The organism is Streptomyces sp. NPDC017940 (genome assembly GCF_044328435.1).
In the GTDB taxonomy this organism is placed as follows: Bacteria; Actinomycetota; Actinomycetes; order Streptomycetales; family Streptomycetaceae; genus Streptomyces.
This window is the reverse complement of sequence record NZ_JBIRHJ010000002.1, coordinates 41,399-57,862: the sequence shown is the minus strand read 5'-3', so window position 1 is coordinate 57,862 and position 16,464 is coordinate 41,399. Positions and strand designations below refer to the sequence as shown.

At 74.6% G+C, this 16,464-nt stretch carries 10 protein-coding genes; 9 read left to right on the top strand and 1 reads right to left on the bottom strand.

Going from position 1 to position 16,464, the window contains the following annotated elements; genetic code table 11:
- The first annotated feature begins 42 nt into the window (after nt 1–42).
- From ACH4DX_RS06370 to ACH4DX_RS06350, 5 genes are all read left to right on the top strand, one after another.
- The gene (locus ACH4DX_RS06370) at nt 43–1,614 is read left to right on the top strand and encodes an AMP-binding protein (protein ID WP_398154738.1); all 1,572 of its coding nucleotides are present in this window, start codon (nt 43–45) and stop codon (nt 1,612–1,614) included.
- Nucleotides 1,611–2,615, top strand: coding sequence for an amidohydrolase family protein (locus ACH4DX_RS06365; protein ID WP_398154220.1), 1,005 nt, complete (start codon nt 1,611–1,613; stop codon nt 2,613–2,615). The genes ACH4DX_RS06370 and ACH4DX_RS06365 overlap by 4 nt, the downstream gene beginning before the upstream one ends.
- Nucleotides 2,612–2,860: a hypothetical protein gene (locus tag ACH4DX_RS06360; RefSeq protein ID WP_398123235.1), complete on the top strand. Its 249-nt coding sequence runs from the start codon at nt 2,612–2,614 to the stop codon at nt 2,858–2,860. Before ACH4DX_RS06365 ends, ACH4DX_RS06360 begins: the two co-directional genes overlap by 4 nt.
- Nucleotides 2,857–3,795: an amidohydrolase family protein gene (locus tag ACH4DX_RS06355; RefSeq protein ID WP_398154219.1), complete on the top strand. Its 939-nt coding sequence runs from the start codon at nt 2,857–2,859 to the stop codon at nt 3,793–3,795. The genes ACH4DX_RS06360 and ACH4DX_RS06355 overlap by 4 nt, the downstream gene beginning before the upstream one ends.
- A gap of 121 nt (nt 3,796–3,916) precedes the next feature.
- Nucleotides 3,917–10,471: an amino acid adenylation domain-containing protein gene (locus ACH4DX_RS06350; RefSeq protein WP_398154218.1), complete on the top strand. Its 6,555-nt coding sequence runs from the start codon at nt 3,917–3,919 to the stop codon at nt 10,469–10,471.
- A gap of 138 nt (nt 10,472–10,609) precedes the next feature.
- Here the strand turns inward: ACH4DX_RS06350 and ACH4DX_RS06345 are convergent, their stop codons facing one another.
- Nucleotides 10,610–11,203 (bottom strand): TetR/AcrR family transcriptional regulator, encoded by a 594-nt coding sequence (locus ACH4DX_RS06345; RefSeq protein WP_398123238.1) that lies wholly within the window; start codon nt 11,201–11,203, stop codon nt 10,610–10,612.
- Between the two features lie 337 nt (nt 11,204–11,540).
- On the opposite strand from ACH4DX_RS06345, the gene ACH4DX_RS06340 reads away from it, so the two are divergent.
- The 4 genes from ACH4DX_RS06340 to ACH4DX_RS06325 are packed head-to-tail and all read left to right on the top strand — an operon-like array spanning nt 11,541 to nt 16,414.
- On the top strand, nt 11,541–12,125 hold the full coding sequence (locus ACH4DX_RS06340) for a (2Fe-2S)-binding protein (RefSeq protein ID WP_398154217.1): 585 nt from the start codon (nt 11,541–11,543) through the stop codon (nt 12,123–12,125).
- Nucleotides 12,122–13,150: an FAD binding domain-containing protein gene (locus ACH4DX_RS06335; RefSeq protein ID WP_398154216.1), complete on the top strand. Its 1,029-nt coding sequence runs from the start codon at nt 12,122–12,124 to the stop codon at nt 13,148–13,150. The genes ACH4DX_RS06340 and ACH4DX_RS06335 overlap by 4 nt, the downstream gene beginning before the upstream one ends.
- Entirely contained in the window at nt 13,147–15,297 is a 2,151-nt protein-coding gene (locus ACH4DX_RS06330; protein ID WP_398154215.1) for a xanthine dehydrogenase family protein molybdopterin-binding subunit, read from the top strand. Before ACH4DX_RS06335 ends, ACH4DX_RS06330 begins: the two co-directional genes overlap by 4 nt.
- Nucleotides 15,290–16,414, top strand: coding sequence for an XdhC family protein (locus ACH4DX_RS06325; RefSeq protein WP_398154214.1), 1,125 nt, complete (start codon nt 15,290–15,292; stop codon nt 16,412–16,414). Before ACH4DX_RS06330 ends, ACH4DX_RS06325 begins: the two co-directional genes overlap by 8 nt.
- The last annotated feature ends 50 nt before the right edge of the window (nt 16,415–16,464 follow it).

Sequence of the window (16,464 nt, the reverse complement as noted above, 5' to 3'; positions counted from 1 at the left end):
GCAACCGACCCCGCAGGAAAGGAAGTCGGGCGACACGTGAGCATGAACCTCGCGGGCCTCTTGGACCGCTCCACCGACCGCACCACCGCCCGCGTCGTCGAGCTCGACGTCGCGGGCAAGCGCCGCGAGTTCACCCACGCCGAGCTGACCGCCCTGGCCCGCGCCCGGGCCGGACAGCTGACGGCGGCGGGCGTGCGCCCCGGCCACGTCATCGGCATCCGCGCGGGCAACAGCGTCGACTGGCTCGCCTGGGACCTGGCGGTGCTCGCCACCGGCGCCCGGCTCAAGGCCTTCGCCGACACCGTGGAGATCCCCGACCCGGGGGAGTTCATCGCCCGGCACCGCCTGGCCCTGCTGATCGCGGACGCGTCCGTGCCCGCGGGCACACCCGCCGTGGTCCGCCCGGACGGCGCCCCCGCGCCGGGCTCGGTCGCGGCCGGCGCCGTGGTGCTCGAAGTCGACGACGTCCACAGCCTGGTCTACTCCTCGGGCACCTCCGGGCAGCTCAAGGGCCTGGAGATCAGCGCCAAGGGGACCGAGTACGTCATCAACCGCTTCATCGAGTCCTTCGGCATCACCGGGAGCGACCGGCATCTGATCTTCCTGCCGCTCCCCAACTACCAGCAGCGGCTCTCGGTCTACCTCTGCCTCTGGCTCGGCGCCGACTTGGTGCTCGCGCCCTACCAGCGGGTGTTCCAGGCCGTGCGCAAGGAGAGCCCGACCTTCCTCATCGGCCCGCCCGTCTTCTACGACACCGCCCTCCAGCTGTACGTGAAGTCCGGCGGCGACGCCTCGCTGGCCGACTTCCTGGGCGGACGCATCCGCTTCATGATCACAGGAATGGCGCCGATCCGGCGCGAGACCCTGGACGGCTACTGGCAGCGCGAGGTGCCCCTCCTGGAGGCCTACGGCCTGACCGAGACCGGCATGGTCGCCTGGAACACCCCGGACCGGCACCGGGTCGGCACCGTCGGGCAGCTGATGGACCCCGAGTCGGTGACCTTCCTCGACGACGGCGAAGTCATCATCACCCGGGACGCGCCGCTCGGCCGCGGCTACTTCGACACCGACGGCGACCCGTCCGCCGCCGACATCTTCCGTCCCGACGGCTCCATCCTCACCGGCGACTACGGCCGCCTGGACGAGGAGGGGTTCCTCACCCTGATCGGGCGCAAGAAGGACGTCATCGCGCTCGGCAGCGGACGCAAGGTGCACCCGGCCGAGATCGAGGCGGCGTTCGCCGGTGTCGACGGAGTCTCGGAGATCGTCGTCGTACCCACGCCCCAGTCGAACCGGCTCGGTGCGATCGTCACCACGTCCGACCCCGGCGACGCCCCGCTGCGCGCCCGCGTGGAGAAGCAGATCGACGAGGTCAACGCGGCGCTCGACGCCCATGAGCGGGTGATGTCCCTCGTCTTCTCCGCCACCCCGTTGCGGTCCGACCCCGCCTTCATGACGGCCAACATGAAGCTGAGCCGGGCCCGCGCGGCCGAGCACTTCGCGGAGCGGATCGCGGCGGACACGGGCCCGGGCACCACCGGAACCACGGACTCCGGCACGTCCGGCACGTCCGGCGCTCCCGGTGCCGCCGACCCGGGGGCGGGCTCCCGATGAGCGCAGCCGGGTCCGTGCTCCCCGGGCACCCCATCGTGGACGCGCAGGTCCAGCTCGGCAGCCAACTCGCCATCCCGCGCGAGTTCCTGGAGCACCAGGCGGCCAACGCGCACCACCGCCTGACCGCGTACGGACACGCCGTGCGGCCCGAGCGGATGCTGGACCGGGTGCTCGCGGTGCACCAGGACGACGACGCGGACCGGCTCGTCGCGGAGCTGGACGAGGCCGGGGTCGACGAGGCGTTCCTCGTGGTCCCCGACTACTCGCACGTGGCACGCTGCGCGCTGACGCCCCCCGAACTCGCCGGGCACCTGGACAAGGTGAACCGCCGGCACCCCGGCCGCTTCCGGGTGTTCTGGGGCGTGGACCCGCGCGCGGGACAGGACGGCGTCGACCTGTTCGAGCGGTGCGTCACCGAGTACGGCTTCGCGGGCCTGAAGCTGTACCCGCTGTGCGGCTACTCGCCGAGCGACCGCCGTCTGTACCCGTACTTCGAGGTGGCCCGCGCGCACGGCCTGCCGGTGCTGAGCCACACGGGCCCCGGCTGGGGGCCGCTCGACTTCGCGTACGGCATGCCGCTGCTGCTCGACGAGGCGGCCAGGGACTTCCCCGACGTGAACTTCATCCTCGGGCACGGCGGGGTCACCCACGTCGACGAGGCCACGTACCTGTGCGCGCACCGGCCCAATGTGCACCTGGACATCAGCCAGTTCCACTCCGTCCTCGCGGCGGACGGCTGGCAGGCCCACCTGAACCGGCTGTTCCGGCTCGGCATCGGCCACAAGATCCTCTTCGGCACCTGCTGGCCGTCCTACCGGCTCTCCGAGTCGCTGCCGGGCCTGGTCGCCGCGTTCGCCAAGGGGCAGCCCGCGGTGGCCGGGGTCAAGGAGGCCGACCGCAGGATGATCATGGGCGGCAACAGCCTCCGCCTGGTCGGGGGCGCACGCGTCGACACCGTCGACACCACGAAGGACACGACGAACCGGGGAGGCCGGGCATGAGCGCGGATGTGGCGGAGCTGGAGAAGCTGCTCGTCGAATGGGTCGAGCGGTGGATCGAGGGCGAGTCGGACATGGTCATCGGGCCGCGGACCAATCTGAGCCACACCGGTCTGCTCGACTCCATGGCCGTCGTCGGCCTCATCTCGTACCTGGAGGAACAGGCGGACGCCGATTTCGACTTCGCCACCTACGACCCCCTGCACGGCGTGAGCATCCAGGGCCTGATCAAGCACTGCGTCGGATGACGGCGGTGTACGACGGCCACTGCCACGTGGCGTCGAGCCGCTTCATCCCGCGGGCCTTCGTCGAGGACGTGGCGAGCAACGTGCTGTGCAGGCTCGGTTCGATGGGGGCCGCCCCGAAGCCGGGGCGGATCGCCGACGGGCTGGCCGCACAGCACGAGGACCACCTCGCCGACGGCCTCGTGGCGGAGATGGACGCGGCCGGGGTGGAGCGCGCCGTGCTGCTCGTGCCCGACTTCGGGCTGCGGATGGCGGGCACCGCCGAACCGGCGGAGGCGGCGCGGCTGCACCACGAGATCAGGCAGCGGCACCCCGGCCGGTTCTGGGTCTACATCGGCGTGGACCCGCGGCGCGGACCCGAGGGCGTGCGGGACTTCGAGCAGATGGTCGACGCGTACGGCCTCGACGGCGTCAAGCTGTACCCGCCGTGCGGCTACTCGCCGTCCGACCCGGGCCTCTACCCGTACTACGAGATCTGCGCCGCCCGCGCCCTGCCGGTGTTCGTGCACACCGGTCCCACGGCCCGCAGCCTCGACTACGGCCCCGCCCACCCGATGCGGATCGACCGGGTGGCACGGGACTTCCCCGCCGTCCCGTTCGTCCTCGGCCACGGCGGGCTCACCCACGTCGAGGTCAGCGCCTATCTGGCGGCGTACAGGACCAATGTGTACGTGGACACCGGCGGGTTCGCGAGCGCACCGAGCCTGTCCTCCTGGCCCGAGCATCTGAACCAGCTGTTCAGGATGGGCATCAACCACAAGATCATCTTTGGTACGGACTGGCCGCTCGGCCGGTTGAACGGCGGCCTGAAGGGTCTGGTCGCCGAGGTCGTCGAGGGCCCGACGGTCTTCGCCGGGGTGTCGAGGAAGGACCGGGAGCTGCTGCTCCGCGAGAACCTCCTGCGCGTCCTCGCGCCGGGCAGCCGCCCGCCCGGGTGACGCAACCCCCGCCCTCGCGGGTCCGGAAGGCGAACGGCGGCACACCCACGGCACACACGGCACGAGCGCGTCACGAACGACACAACGCAACGGCGTCGGCGAGCGAGCAAGGGGCTGGGCAATGGCTATCACCGGATCGGACCGTGCCGTCACCGCAGTGCAGGGCGCACTCGCGGACCACCGGCGGCAGCGACACACCCAGGACCCCCGCGAGGGCACCGCCCGCCGTGGGGGCGCCGTGCTCACGGACCTGTTCGAGGCCCAGGTGGCCCGGCACCCGGACCGCACGGCGCTGAGCCTCGGCGGCGAACACCTCGACTACGCCACGCTCAACACCCGCGCCAACCGCCTGGCGCACGCCCTGCTCGCCCGCGGCGCGGGCCCCGAACGCCTGATCGCGCTCGCCCTGCCGCGCTCGGTGGACGCCGTCGTCGCGATCCTCGCCGTCCTGAAGACGGGCGCCGGGTACCTGCCGCTCGACCTGGACCACCCGCCGGAGCGCGTCGACCGGACGCTCGCCGACGCCCGCCCGGTGCTGCTGGTGAGCCAGGACCCGCCCGCCACCGGCACCGGCGTCCCCCGCCTCGTGCTCGGGGCCCGGGGCACCGTCGAGGAACTGGCCGCCCGCCCCGACACCGACCCCACCGACGCCGACCGCCTCGCACCCCTCACCCCCGGGGCCGCCGCGTACGTCATCTACACCTCCGGGTCCACGGGCCGCCCCAAGGGCGTGGTCGTCTCGCACCACAACGTCGTCCGCCTGTTCACGGAGACGGCCGACGAGTTCCGCTTCGACGAGCACGACGTGTGGAGCCTGTTCCACTCCTACGCCTTCGACGTGTCCGTGTGGGAGATCTGGGGCGCCCTGCTGCACGGCGGGCGGCTCGTCGTCGTGCCGTACGAGACGAGCCGGACGCCCGAGCGCTTTCGGGCGCTGCTCGCCTCCGAAGGGGTCACCGTCCTCAGCCAGACGCCGTCCGCGTTCCTCCCGCTGATGGAGGCCGACCGGGCGCGCGACCCGCAGGACGGCGAACTCGCCCTGCGCCTGGTGGTGTTCGCGGGCGAAGCGCTCGACTTCGGCAAGCTCGCCCCCTGGTACGGGCGCCACCGCGACGACGCCCCGGTGCTCGTGAACATGTACGGCATCACCGAGACGACCGTCCACACCACCCTGACCCGGCTCACCGCGGCGGACGCGGTCCCGGGCGCCCCGAGCCGGGTCGGCTCCGGCATCCGCGATCTCGCCCTGTACGTGCTCGACGAAGCGCTGCGGCCCGTGCCGCCCGGCGTGGCGGGGGAGCTGTACGTCGCGGGGGACGGCGTCACGCGCGGCTACCTCGGCCGCCCCGGCCTGACCGCGCGGCGCTTCCTCGCCGACCCGTTCGGTACGCCCGGCGCCCGCATGTACCGCAGCGGCGACGTCGTGCGCCGCACCGACCGCGGCGACCTGGAGTTCATCGGCCGCGCCGACCAGCAGATCAAGATCAGAGGCTTCCGCGTCGAACCGGGCGAGATCGAGGCCGCCCTCACCGCGCACCCCGCCGCCCGCCAGGCCGCCGTCGTCGCCCGCGAGGACCGCCCCGGCGACCGGCGCCTGGTCGCCTACGTGGTGCCGGAGTTCCGCCGGGAGCCGGGTGGCGGCACCGCGGCCGACGGCGCGGCGGCGCGCCAGGTGGACGAGTGGGAGAAGGTGTTCGACGCGCAGTACGCGGCCGCCGCCGACGGGCCTGACGGGGGCGCCGCCGACGGGCCTGACGGGGGCGCCGCCGCAGCGGGCGCGGGCGCCGCCGGGCCGGCCGGGGCCGCGGGAGGGACGGCGGCCGTCGCCGCGCGGGGCACCGGTGTGGCGGTCTCGCGGCCCGGGTTCGGGGAGAACTTCGCCAGCTGGTACGACAGTTACGCCGACCGCAGGCCCCTCGCGCAGGACCACATGCGGGAGTGGCGCGACGCCACCGTGCGCCGCGTCCGCGACCTGCGCCCCCGCCGCGTCCTGGAGATCGGCGTCGGCGCCGGACTGCTGCTCGCCCACCTCGCCCCGGACTGCGAGGAGTACGTCGGCACCGACATCTCCCGCCGCGCCCTGGACGATCTGCGCCGCGAGGTCGCCGCCAGGCCCGGATTCGGCGACCGGGTGCACCTGCGGCACCAGGCCGCGCACGACACCACAGGGCTGCCCGCAGGCCACTTCGACGTCGTGGTCATCAACTCCGTGCTCCAGTACTTCCCCAGCGCCGACTACCTCCTCGACGTCCTCGGGCAGGCACTGGAGCGCACCGCGCCCGGCGGCGCCGTCCTCGTCGGCGACGTACGCGACCTGCGTACCCTGCGCACGTTCGGCACCGCCGTCCAACTGCGCCGGGCGGCCCCGGACGCCGAGCGCGCCACCGTGCGGCACGCCGTCGAGCGAGCCCTCGTACGCGAGGAGGAACTGCTGCTCGCGCCCGACTTCTTCCACGCCTTCGCGGCCCGTGAGGACACGGTCGGCGCGGTGGACATCCAGGTGCGGCGCGGCACCCGGCACAACGAGATGACGCGGTACCGCTACGACGCCGTCCTGCACAAGACCCCCGTCACGAGGGACCCGGCGCCCGCGACGCGGCTGCGGTTCGGTGACGACGTGCCCGACACCGACGCCCTCGCCGCGCACCTGGAGCGCCACGCCCCCGCCCGCCTCCGGGTGCTCGGCATCCCCAACCGCCGCACCGCCCAGGAGACCGCCGCCGCCCGCGCCTTCGACAACGGCGCCGCCGTCGCCGACGCGCACCGCCTCCTGGCACCGGAACCCCACGGCGTCGAACCCGAGGACCTGTACCGCCTCGGGGAGCGCTGCGGCTACCGCGTCGCCGTCGCCCCGGCAGCCACGGCCCTGGACGCGGTGGACGCCCTCTTCGTACGGAGCGCCGAAGGCCGCGGCGCCGGTGACGAGGGCGCCGTCCTCGAGGCGTACGAACCCGACGGCGCCCCCGGCGACCCGCTGACGTACGCGACGAGCCCGATGACCGCCCGCCGCGGCGGGCAGCTCACGGCCGCCCTGCGCGAGCACCTGCGCGAGCGCCTGCCCGACTACATGATGCCGTCGGCCGTCGTGCTCCTGGAGCGGCTGCCGCTGACCGTGAACGGCAAGCTGGACCGGGCCGCGCTGCCCGCGCCGGTCGTCGAGGCGCAGTCGGCACGCGCCGCGCGCACCGAGCGCGAGGAGGCGCTGTGCGCCCTGTTCGCCGAGGTGCTCGGCGTCGAGGGCATCGGCATCGACGACGACTTCTTCGCGCTCGGCGGGCATTCGCTCCTCGCCACCCGCCTGGCAGCCCGCGTCCGCGCCCGCCTCGGCGCGGAACTCACCATCCGCGTCCTCTTCGAGCACCCCACCGTCGCCGCGCTCGCCGAACACCTGCGAGCCCGGGGAGCAGCCGACGCGCCGGCGGCCCCCCGCACCCGTCCCGCGCTGCGGCCCGGCGCGCGCCCCGACCCGCTGCCGCTGTCCTTCGCCCAGCGCCGCCTGTGGTTCCTGCACCGCTTCGAAGGCATGAGCCGCGCCTACAACGTGCCCTGGACGCTGCGCCTCACCGGCGACCTCGACGTCCCCGCCCTGCGCGCGGCCGTCGCCGACCTCGTCGCCCGCCACGAGTCCCTGCGCACCGTCTTCCCCGAGCACGACGGCGAACCCCGGCAGCACATCCTGGCGCCGGAACGGGCCAGGCCGCCGCTCGATGTCGTCCCCACGACCGAGGCCCGGCTGCCCGAGGCGCTCGCCGCCGCCGCGGGCCACCCCTTCGACCTGGCCCACGACATCCCCGTACGCACGCGTCTGTTCCGCGTCGGCGCCACCGAGCACGTGCTGCTCCTGCTCGTCCACCACATCGCCTGCGACGGCTGGTCGTTCGCGCCCCTCGCGGAGGACCTCGTGACGGCGTACGAGGCACGCGCGGCGACGGCACCGGGGACCGCCGCGGCGCCCGCGCTCGCCCCCGCCGTCCAGTACGCCGACTACGGCCTGTGGCAGCGCGAGCTCCTCGGCGACCCCGACGACCCGGCGAGCCCCCTCGCCCACCAGCTCGCCTACTGGCGGCGCCACCTCGCGGACCTGCCCGACCAGGTGGACCTGCCCTTCGCCGCCCGGCCCCGCCCCGCCACGCCCGGCCACGGCGGCGAGACGCTCTCCCTCGCCTGGGACGCGGAGCTGCACCGACGCCTGGCCGCTCTTGCCAAGGACACCGGCACCAGCCTGTTCATGGTGCTCCAGGCGGGGCTCGCCGCGCTCCTCACCCGGCTCGGCGCCGGTACCGACATCCCCATCGGCTCCCCCATCGCGGGCCGCACCGACCAGGGCCTCGACCGGTCCGTCGGCTTCTTCGTCAACACCCTGGTCATCCGCAACGACACCTCGGGGAACCCCACCTTCCGGGAGCTGCTCGACCGGGTCCGCGAGGTGTCCCTGAGTGCCTACGAACACCAGGACGTGCCCTTCGAGTACCTCGTCGACGACCTCAACCCGCCCCGGGTCATCGGCAGGCACCCGCTCTTCCAGGTGTCCCTCGTCGTGCAGAACGCACCGGCGCCGCGCCTCGACACCGAGGGCCTGGAGATCACCACCGATCTCCTGCACCCGGGCTCGGCCCGCTTCGACCTGCTCCTGAACATCGAGGAGCGCTTCACCGACGACGGCGGGCCCGCCGGCCTGACGGGGTTCTTCGAGTACAGCACCGACCTGTTCGACCCCGAGGGCGTGGACACCGTCGCGAGCCGCCTCGCCCGGCTCCTGCGCGCCGCCGCCGACGACCCGGCGCTGCCCATCGGACGGCTCGACGTCCTGAGCGCCAAGGAGCGGCGGCTGCTCATCGAGGAGTGGAACGACACCGGGCGGCCCGTGCCGCCCCTCACGGTGCCCGACCTCTTCGAACGGCAGGTGTCGCACACCCCGGACGCCCCGGCCGTCCGCTGCGGTGACGTGCGGCTCACCTACGCGGAGGTGAACGCACGGGCCGACCGGCTCGCCCGCCGCCTCATCGCCGCGGGCGCCGGGCCCGAGCAGGTCGTGGCCCTGGCCCTGCACCGCTCCGCGGACCTCGTCGTCGCCCTTCTCGCCGTCCTCAAGAGCGGCGCCGCCTATCTGCCGGTGGACCCGCGCCACCCCGCCGACCGCATCGCCTTCATGCTCCGCGACGCCGCGCCCGGCTGCGTCGTGACGGCCCACGACGTCGGCTGCGCGCTGCCCGACGACGTGCCGCGCCTGTACGTGGACGAGGCGCCGGACGCCACCGCCCCCCGCCCGGTGGACCCGGCCGGGTTCGACGAGCCCGTGGGGAGCCCGCGCGACAGCGACCGCACCGCGCCCCTGACCCCGGCCAACGGCGCCTACGTCCTCTACACCTCCGGGTCCACCGGCCGGCCCAAGGGCGTCCTCGTCCCGCACGCCAACGTCGTGGACCTGGTCCTGTGGGGCCGCGAGGCCCTGGGCCGCCCGCACCTCTCGCACGCCCTGGCCGCCACCCCGCTCACCTTCGACGTCTCCGTCTTCGAGATCTTCGGGCCGCTTCTCTCCGGCGGTGTCGTCGAGGTCGTCCCCGACGTCCTCGCCCTCGGTGAGCCCGCGGCCGGGCAGTGGCGGGGCAGCCTCCTCTGCGCCGTGCCCTCCGCCCTAGCGGAGCTGGTGAGCCATCACGACGTCAGCCTGGGGGCGTCGGTCGTCGCGCTGGGCGGCGAGGCCCTGCCCGCGCACACCCTGGCGGGGATCCGGACGGCGGTGCCCGGCGCCAGGATCGTCAATGTGTACGGGCCGACGGAGGCGACCGTCTACACCACGGCGTGGTTCTCCGACGACCTCGACGAGCGGGGCGAACCCGGCGCCGCGGGCGACGCCCCGCCCATCGGCCGCCCCGTCCGCAACACCCGCACCTATGTCCTCGACTCCTGCCTCCAGCCCGTTCCGGTGGGTGTGCCGGGCGAGTTGTACATCGCCGGTGCCGGGCTCGCCCGCGGCTATGTGCGCAGGCCCGGGCTCACGGCCGAACGGTTCGTCCCCGACCCGTTCGGGGCCCCCGGCGAGCGGATGTACCGCACCGGTGACGTGACCCGGCTGCGTCCGGACGGCAACCTGGAGTACCTGGGGCGCGCGGACGACCAGGTGAAGATCCGTGGCTTCCGGGTCGAGCCGGGCGAGGTGGAGTCCGCCCTCGTGGCCCACCCCGGTCTCGCGCAGGCCGCGGTCGTCGTCCGCGAGGACCGGCCGGGGGATCGCAGGCTCGTCGCGTACTGCGTACCGGCCGCGGGCGCGGGACCGGCACCGGGCGAGGACGAGCTGCGGGCCCACCTGGCGCGCCGTCTGCCCGCGTACATGGTGCCCGCGGCCTTCGTCCCCCTCGCCCGGCTGCCGCTGAGCCCCAACGGCAAGCTCGACCGGCGCGCCCTGCCCGCACCGGACGAGGCGGGCGGGCGGCAGCCGGGGCGCGAGCCGCGCAACCCGACCGAGGCCGCCCTGTGCGAGCTGTTCGCGGACGCCCTCGGGGTACCGAACGTCGGAGTCGACGACGGCTTCTTCGACCTCGGCGGGCACTCCCTGCTCGCCGTCAAGCTGGTGTCACGCGTCCGCGCCGCGCTGGGCGTGCCCCTCGGCATCCGGGCGGTCTTCGAGGCCCCCACCGTCGCCGCCCTTGCCCGGCGGCTGAGCGGGGGCGAGTGACTCTGCGCCAGGGCGAGTGACTGCCCGCCGGAACGAGTGACTCCGCCGCCGGGGGGCGAGTCACTCCCTGCCGGGGGCGAGTCACTCCCTGCCGGGCGGCTCGGACACGGGCGCGGGCCCGGGGACAGTCCCGCGCCGTCACTCGGCCTGTGCGCGTGTGCCCGGCGCGCCGGCCCGCATCCCGTCCATGACCAGGTCGAGGAGGCGGTCGGCGCGCTGCTGCCACTCCTGCCGCGGGTCGATCTGCCACAGCCCGGCGATGGCCAGCATGAAGTCGTCGGGGGTGAGGCCGGGGCGGATGGTGCCCGCCCGCTCGTTGGCGTCGAGGAGCAGGGTGACGGCGGTCGTGAGCGGGCCCTGCGCCACGCTCTTCAGCGTGCCGTGGCAGGTGGTCGCCGCGCGCATCGCGTCGGCGAGGCCGACCTTGGTCATGGCGTACCGGGCGAGGCGGTCCATCCACTCCCGCAGGGCACGCTCGGGCCGATGGGTCTCGAGGAGCCGGGGCGCGGCCTCGGCGACCTGCCGCACCTCGTGTTTGTAGACCTCGAGGACCAGGGCCTCCCGGCTCGGGAAGTGGCGGTAGAACGTGCCCTGGCCGACCCCCGCCTTCTTGGCGATCGTGCTCAGCGGGGCGTCGCCGGAGCGGGTCAGCTCCTCCAGGGCCACGGCGAGGATGCGCTCGCGGTTGCGCTGCGCGTCCGAGCGCAGGGGGGTCTCTCTCTTCTCCCGCACTCGTCGCCTCCGAAGGTCGGCAGGGGGCCGGCCGACAGGGGCCGGGGTTGCTAAGCGGACAGTTGTCCGCTAGGTTCTCGAACAATAAACGGACAGATGTCCGTTTGAGTCCACTCCACCATAGCGGGAGACGTGGCCGAATGCATTCGGTCGACGACGCCCGCGACCTGCTGCGCTGCACCCGCGCCCCCCGGCTCACGTTCCGCGTCACCCGCACCCCCCGCTTGCGTTCCGCGTCACCCGGACACCCGCTCTCCTTGCTCTCCTTCCGCGTCACCCGCACCACGGTGCCCCGCGCACCCCGGCGCCCGCCGTACACCGCGAAAGAAGGCCGATCATGGTTCCACCGACGTCCAGCGCCACCGAGACGTCCAGCGGCATCACCCTGAACGTCAACGGCGAGAAGCACACGCTGCCCGTCGACCACCGCACCACCCTGCTCGACGCACTGCGCGAGCGCCTCGATCTGACGGGCACGAAGAAGGGCTGCGACCAGGGCCAGTGCGGCGCCTGCACGGTCCTCGTCGACGGCCGTCGCACGCTGTCCTGCCTGAAGCTCGCGGTCGCCGCCGAGGGCCGGGAGATCACCACCATCGAGGGCGTCGCCGACGGCGACCGGTTGCACCCGGTGCAGCAGGCCTTCCTCGACCTCGACGGCTACCAGTGCGGCTACTGCACGCCCGGACAGATCTGTTCGGCCATAGCGGTGATCGAGGAACACGCGGCGGGCTGGCCGAGCGCCGCGACCGCCGACGTACGACCCGACGCGAAGCCGGCACCGCTCGACGCGGCCGAGATCCGCGAGCGCATGAGCGGCAACCTGTGCCGCTGCGGCGCCTACGTGGCCATCGTGGAGGCGGTCGCACGCGCCGCCGACGAGGTACGTGACGGCGGCGCGCAGACCGAGGAGGCCTTGGCATGAGGGAGTTCGGATACCAGCGGGCGCACGACGTCGCCGGGGCCCTCGCCCTGCTCGACGCCGCCCCCGAGGCGCGCTTCCTCGGCGGCGGCACCAACCTCGTCGACCTGATGAAGTCCGGCGTCGAGCGCCCCGCGCTGCTCGTGGACGTGAGCGAACTGCCCCTGGACGGCATCGAGGTGACGGCCGACGGCGCCCTCAGCATCGGCGCGACCGTCACCAACAGCGACCTCGCCGCGCACCCCGAGGTCAGGCGCCGCTACCCCGCCCTGGCGCAGGCGGTCCTCGCGGGCGCCTCCGGCCAGCTGCGCAACATGGCGACCGTCGGCGGGAACCTGCTCCAGCGCACCCGCTGCGGCTACTTCGCCGACACGGCGAGGCCCTGCAACAAGCGCACGCCCGGCAGCGGCTGCTCCGCCCTCGACGGCGTCCACCACAACCACGCGATCCTCGGCGCGTCCGCGCACTGCGTGGCCACGCACCCCTCCGACATGGCGGTGGCGCTCGCCGCCTTCGACGCCGTCGTCTCCTACGAAACGGCCTCGGGCCCCGGCGAGTCGGCGTGGGAGGACTTCTACCTCCCCGTCGGCGACACCCCGCACCGCGAGACCGCGCTGCCGCCCGGCGCACTGATCACCGGCATCACCCTGCCGCCCGCCCCCGTCGCCGCCCACTCCCGCTACCGCAAGATCCGCGAGCGCGCCTCGTACGCCTTCGCCATCGGGTCGGCCGCCGCGGCGCTCGACGTCAGGGACGGCGTCGTGCACGAGGTGCGCCTCGCGTTCGGCGCGGTCGCGTCCCGGCCCTGGCGCGCCCGTGCGGCCGAGCGCGCGCTGACCGGCGGCCCCGCCACGGCCGCCGCCTTCGCCGCCGCCGCGGACGCCGAACTGGCCGCGGCCGAGCCCCTGCCCGACAACGGGTACAAGGTGCCCCTGCTGCGCAATGTGACCGTGGCACTGCTGACCGAACTCGCCGGGATCGCCGGGCCCGCCGAGCAGACCGAGCCGACCGAAGGGGCGAAGCGATGACGACAGCGACCGGAACGACCAGGGCCACGGGTGCCGTCGGTACCGCACGCACCCGCATCGAGGGCCTCGACAAGGTCACCGGCGCGGCCCGCTACGCCGCGGAGGTGCCGTTCACCGAACTCGCGCACGGCTGGATCGTGGTGTCCACCGTCGCCCGCGGCCGCGTCCGCTCCCTCGACGACGCGCCCGTACGGGAGATGCCCGGTGTGCTCGCGGTGCTGCACCACGGCAACGCGCCCCGCCTCCAGGAGGGCTTCGTCGGCATGATGGGGCCCGACCCGGTCGCGGAGATCCTCCAGCGGGACCGGGTGCCGCACGTCGGCTGGCCGGTGGCGCTCGTCGTCGCCGAGACCTCCGAACAGGCCAGGGAGGCCGCCGAAGCGCTGGTCGTCGAGTACGACACCGAGCCGCACGACGTCGCCTTCGACCCCCAGCACCCCGACCGCTACACGCCGGAAACGACCGTCCAGGGCCCCGCCGTCACGGAGAAGGGCGACCTGGAGGCCGAGCTGGCCGCCGCGACCGTGGTCGTGGACGAGGTGTACACCACCCCGGAGCAGCACCACAACGCCATGGAGCCGCACGCGGCGACGGCGCGCTGGGACGGCGGCCGCCTCGAAGTGGTCGACACCAGCCAGGGCACCATGATGACGGCCACCGACCTCGCCGCGCTGTTCCAGCTCGACCCCGCGTCCGTGCGCGTGCGCTCCGAGCACATCGGCGGCGGCTTCGGCTCCAAGGGCTGGGTCCGCGCGCACAACGTGCTCGCCGTGATGGCGGCCACCGTCGTCGGGCGCCCGGTGCGGGTGGTCCTCACCCGCCGCCAGGTGTTCTCGCTCACCGGCTACCGCAGCCCCACGGCGCAGCGCGTCCGGCTCGGCGCCGACGCCGACGGACGGCTGCGCGCCCTCGACCACGACGGGGTCTCGCTCACCTCCACCCTCACCGAGTTCGTCGAGGCGACCGGCGGCTACGGCCGCGCCATGTACGAGGCCGAGGCGCTGCGCACCGCCAACCACGTGGTGCGCCTCGACGTGCCCACGCCCACGTTCATGCGGGCGCCGGGGGAGGCGCCCGGCTCGTTCGCCCTGGAGTCCGCGATCGACGAGCTCGCCGAGAAGTGCGGCATCGACCCCATCGAGCTGCGGGCCCGCAACGAACCCGCCGTCGGGCCCGTCACGGGACTGCCCTTCGCGGACCGCGAACTGCTCACCTGCTTCCGCGAGGGCGCCCGCCGCTTCGGCTGGGAGGGCCGTGACCCGCGCCCGGGCGTGCGCCGCGAGGGCCGCTGGCTGCTCGGCACGGGCACGGCCGCGGCCACCTTCCCCGCGGGCGTCGCCCCCTCGACCGCGGCCGTCACCGCCGAGGCCGACGGCACGTTCACGGTCCGCATCAACGCGGCCGACGTCGGCACCGGGGCCCGCACCGCGCTGGTCCAGGTGGCCGCCGACGCCCTCGGAGCGGACCCGGGCCGGGTCCGGGTGCGCATCGGCGACAGCGACCTCGGCCAGGCCTGGCTCTCCGGCGGCTCGATGGGCACGCGTTCGTGGTCCTGGGCGGTCATGGCCGCCGCGGCCGAGCTGCGCGAACGCCTCGCCCTGTCCGCCGACCTGCCGCCGGAGGGGATCACCGTGCGCTCCGACACCACGGAGGCCGTCGGCGCGCTCGCCGAACGCGAACGGCACTCCTACGGCGCCCAGTTCGCCGAGGTCGCCGTCGACGTCGGCACCGGTGAGGTGCGGGTGCGCCGGATGCTCGGCATCTTCGCCGCGGGGCGGATCGTCAACCCGCTCACCGCGCGCAGCCAGTTCGTCGGTGGCATGATCTGGGGACTGTCCATGGCCCTGCACGAGGAGGCGATCAGGGACCGGGTCTCGGGCGGCCTCGCCAACGGGGACCTCGCGGGCTACCACTTCGCCGCCAACGCCGACGTGCCCGTCATCGAGGCCGACTGGGTGCACGACCCGGACCCGGACGACCCCGTCGGCATCAAGGGCATCGGCGAGATCGGCATCGTGGGCGCCGCCGCGGCGATCGCCAACGCCGTCCGGCACGCCACCGGCGTACGCCACCGCGCCCTGCCGATCCGCCCGGACCGGGTGCTCGCGGCGGCGGGCGCCGTACCGGAGGGAAGCACCCGTGCTTGACATCGCCGACGAGCTGCGCCGGTGGGCCGACGAGGGCCGCGAGTTCGCCGTCGCCACCGTCGTGGCGGTCGGCGGCAGCGCCCCGCGCCCGCCCGGCGCGGCCCTCGCCGTCGACCGTGCGGGCACGGTCATCGGCTCGGTCTCCGGCGGGTGCGTGGAGGGCGCGGTGTACGAGCTGTGCGCCCAGGCGCTCCAGGACGGCGTGAGCGTCGTCGAGCGCTTCGGGTACAGCGACGACGACGCCTTCGCCGTGGGTCTCACCTGCGGCGGCGTCATCGACATCCTGGTCACCCCGGTGGGCGTCGGCACGCCGGACCGCCCGGTGCACGTGGCCGCGCTCGCCGCGGCCGCCGCGGGGGAGACCGCGGCCCTCGTACGGGTGGCCCGCGGCCCGGACGAGCTGCTCGGCAGGACACTGCTCGTACGGCCCGACGGCGCGTACGAGGGCGGGCTCGGCGGCGCGCCAATCCTCGACCGCACCGCGGCGGCCGAGGCGCGGGCGCTGCTCGACGCGGGCCGCACCGGCACCGTCGAGGTGTCGGAGGACGGCGCGCACTGCCCCGGCGGCCTCACCCTCCTGGTCGAGTCGAGCGTGCCGCCGCCCCGCATGATCGTGTTCGGCGCCGTCGACTTCGCGGCGGCGCTCGTGCGCGCGGGCAAGTTCCTCGGCTACCACGTGACGCTGTGCGACGCCCGGTCGGTGTTCGCGACCCCGCAGCGCTTCCCCGAGGCCGACGAGGTCGTCGTGGACTGGCCGCACCGCTATCTGGAGCGTGCCGGGACCGACGCCAGGACCGTCCTGTGCGTGCTCACCCACGACGCCAAGTTCGACGTGCCGGTCCTGGTGCGGGCGTTGCGGATGCCGCTCGCCTTCGTCGGCGCGATGGGCTCGCGCCGCACCCACGAGGACCGCGACCGCAGGCTGCGCGACGCGGGCGTCACCGACGCCGAGCTGGCCCGGCTGCACTCGCCCATCGGCCTCGACCTGGGGGCCCGCACCCCCGAGGAGACGGCCCTGTCCATCGCCGCGGAGATCGTCGCCACCCGCCGCGGCGGCACGGGGGTGCCGCTGCGGGGCGCGCACACGCCCATCCACCACGACACCGTGGCGGCCTGAGGCCGGGGGCGGGCTACCCGTGCCCCACGGGAGCGGGTGCGCCCGACCCG

Excerpts from the sequence above, each read along its gene's own strand:
- ACH4DX_RS06370 (WP_398154738.1), top strand. The coding sequence starts at position 43 with ATGAACCTCGCGGGCCTCTTGGACCGCTCCACCGACCGCACCACCGCC.
- ACH4DX_RS06365 (WP_398154220.1), top strand. The coding sequence starts at position 1,611 with ATGAGCGCAGCCGGGTCCGTGCTCCCCGGGCACCCCATCGTGGACGCG.
- ACH4DX_RS06360 (WP_398123235.1), top strand. The coding sequence starts at position 2,612 with ATGAGCGCGGATGTGGCGGAGCTGGAGAAGCTGCTCGTCGAATGGGTC.
- ACH4DX_RS06355 (WP_398154219.1), top strand. The coding sequence starts at position 2,857 with ATGACGGCGGTGTACGACGGCCACTGCCACGTGGCGTCGAGCCGCTTC.
- ACH4DX_RS06350 (WP_398154218.1), top strand. The coding sequence starts at position 3,917 with ATGGCTATCACCGGATCGGACCGTGCCGTCACCGCAGTGCAGGGCGCA.
- ACH4DX_RS06340 (WP_398154217.1), top strand. The coding sequence starts at position 11,541 with ATGGTTCCACCGACGTCCAGCGCCACCGAGACGTCCAGCGGCATCACC.
- ACH4DX_RS06335 (WP_398154216.1), top strand. The coding sequence starts at position 12,122 with ATGAGGGAGTTCGGATACCAGCGGGCGCACGACGTCGCCGGGGCCCTC.
- ACH4DX_RS06330 (WP_398154215.1), top strand. The coding sequence starts at position 13,147 with ATGACGACAGCGACCGGAACGACCAGGGCCACGGGTGCCGTCGGTACC.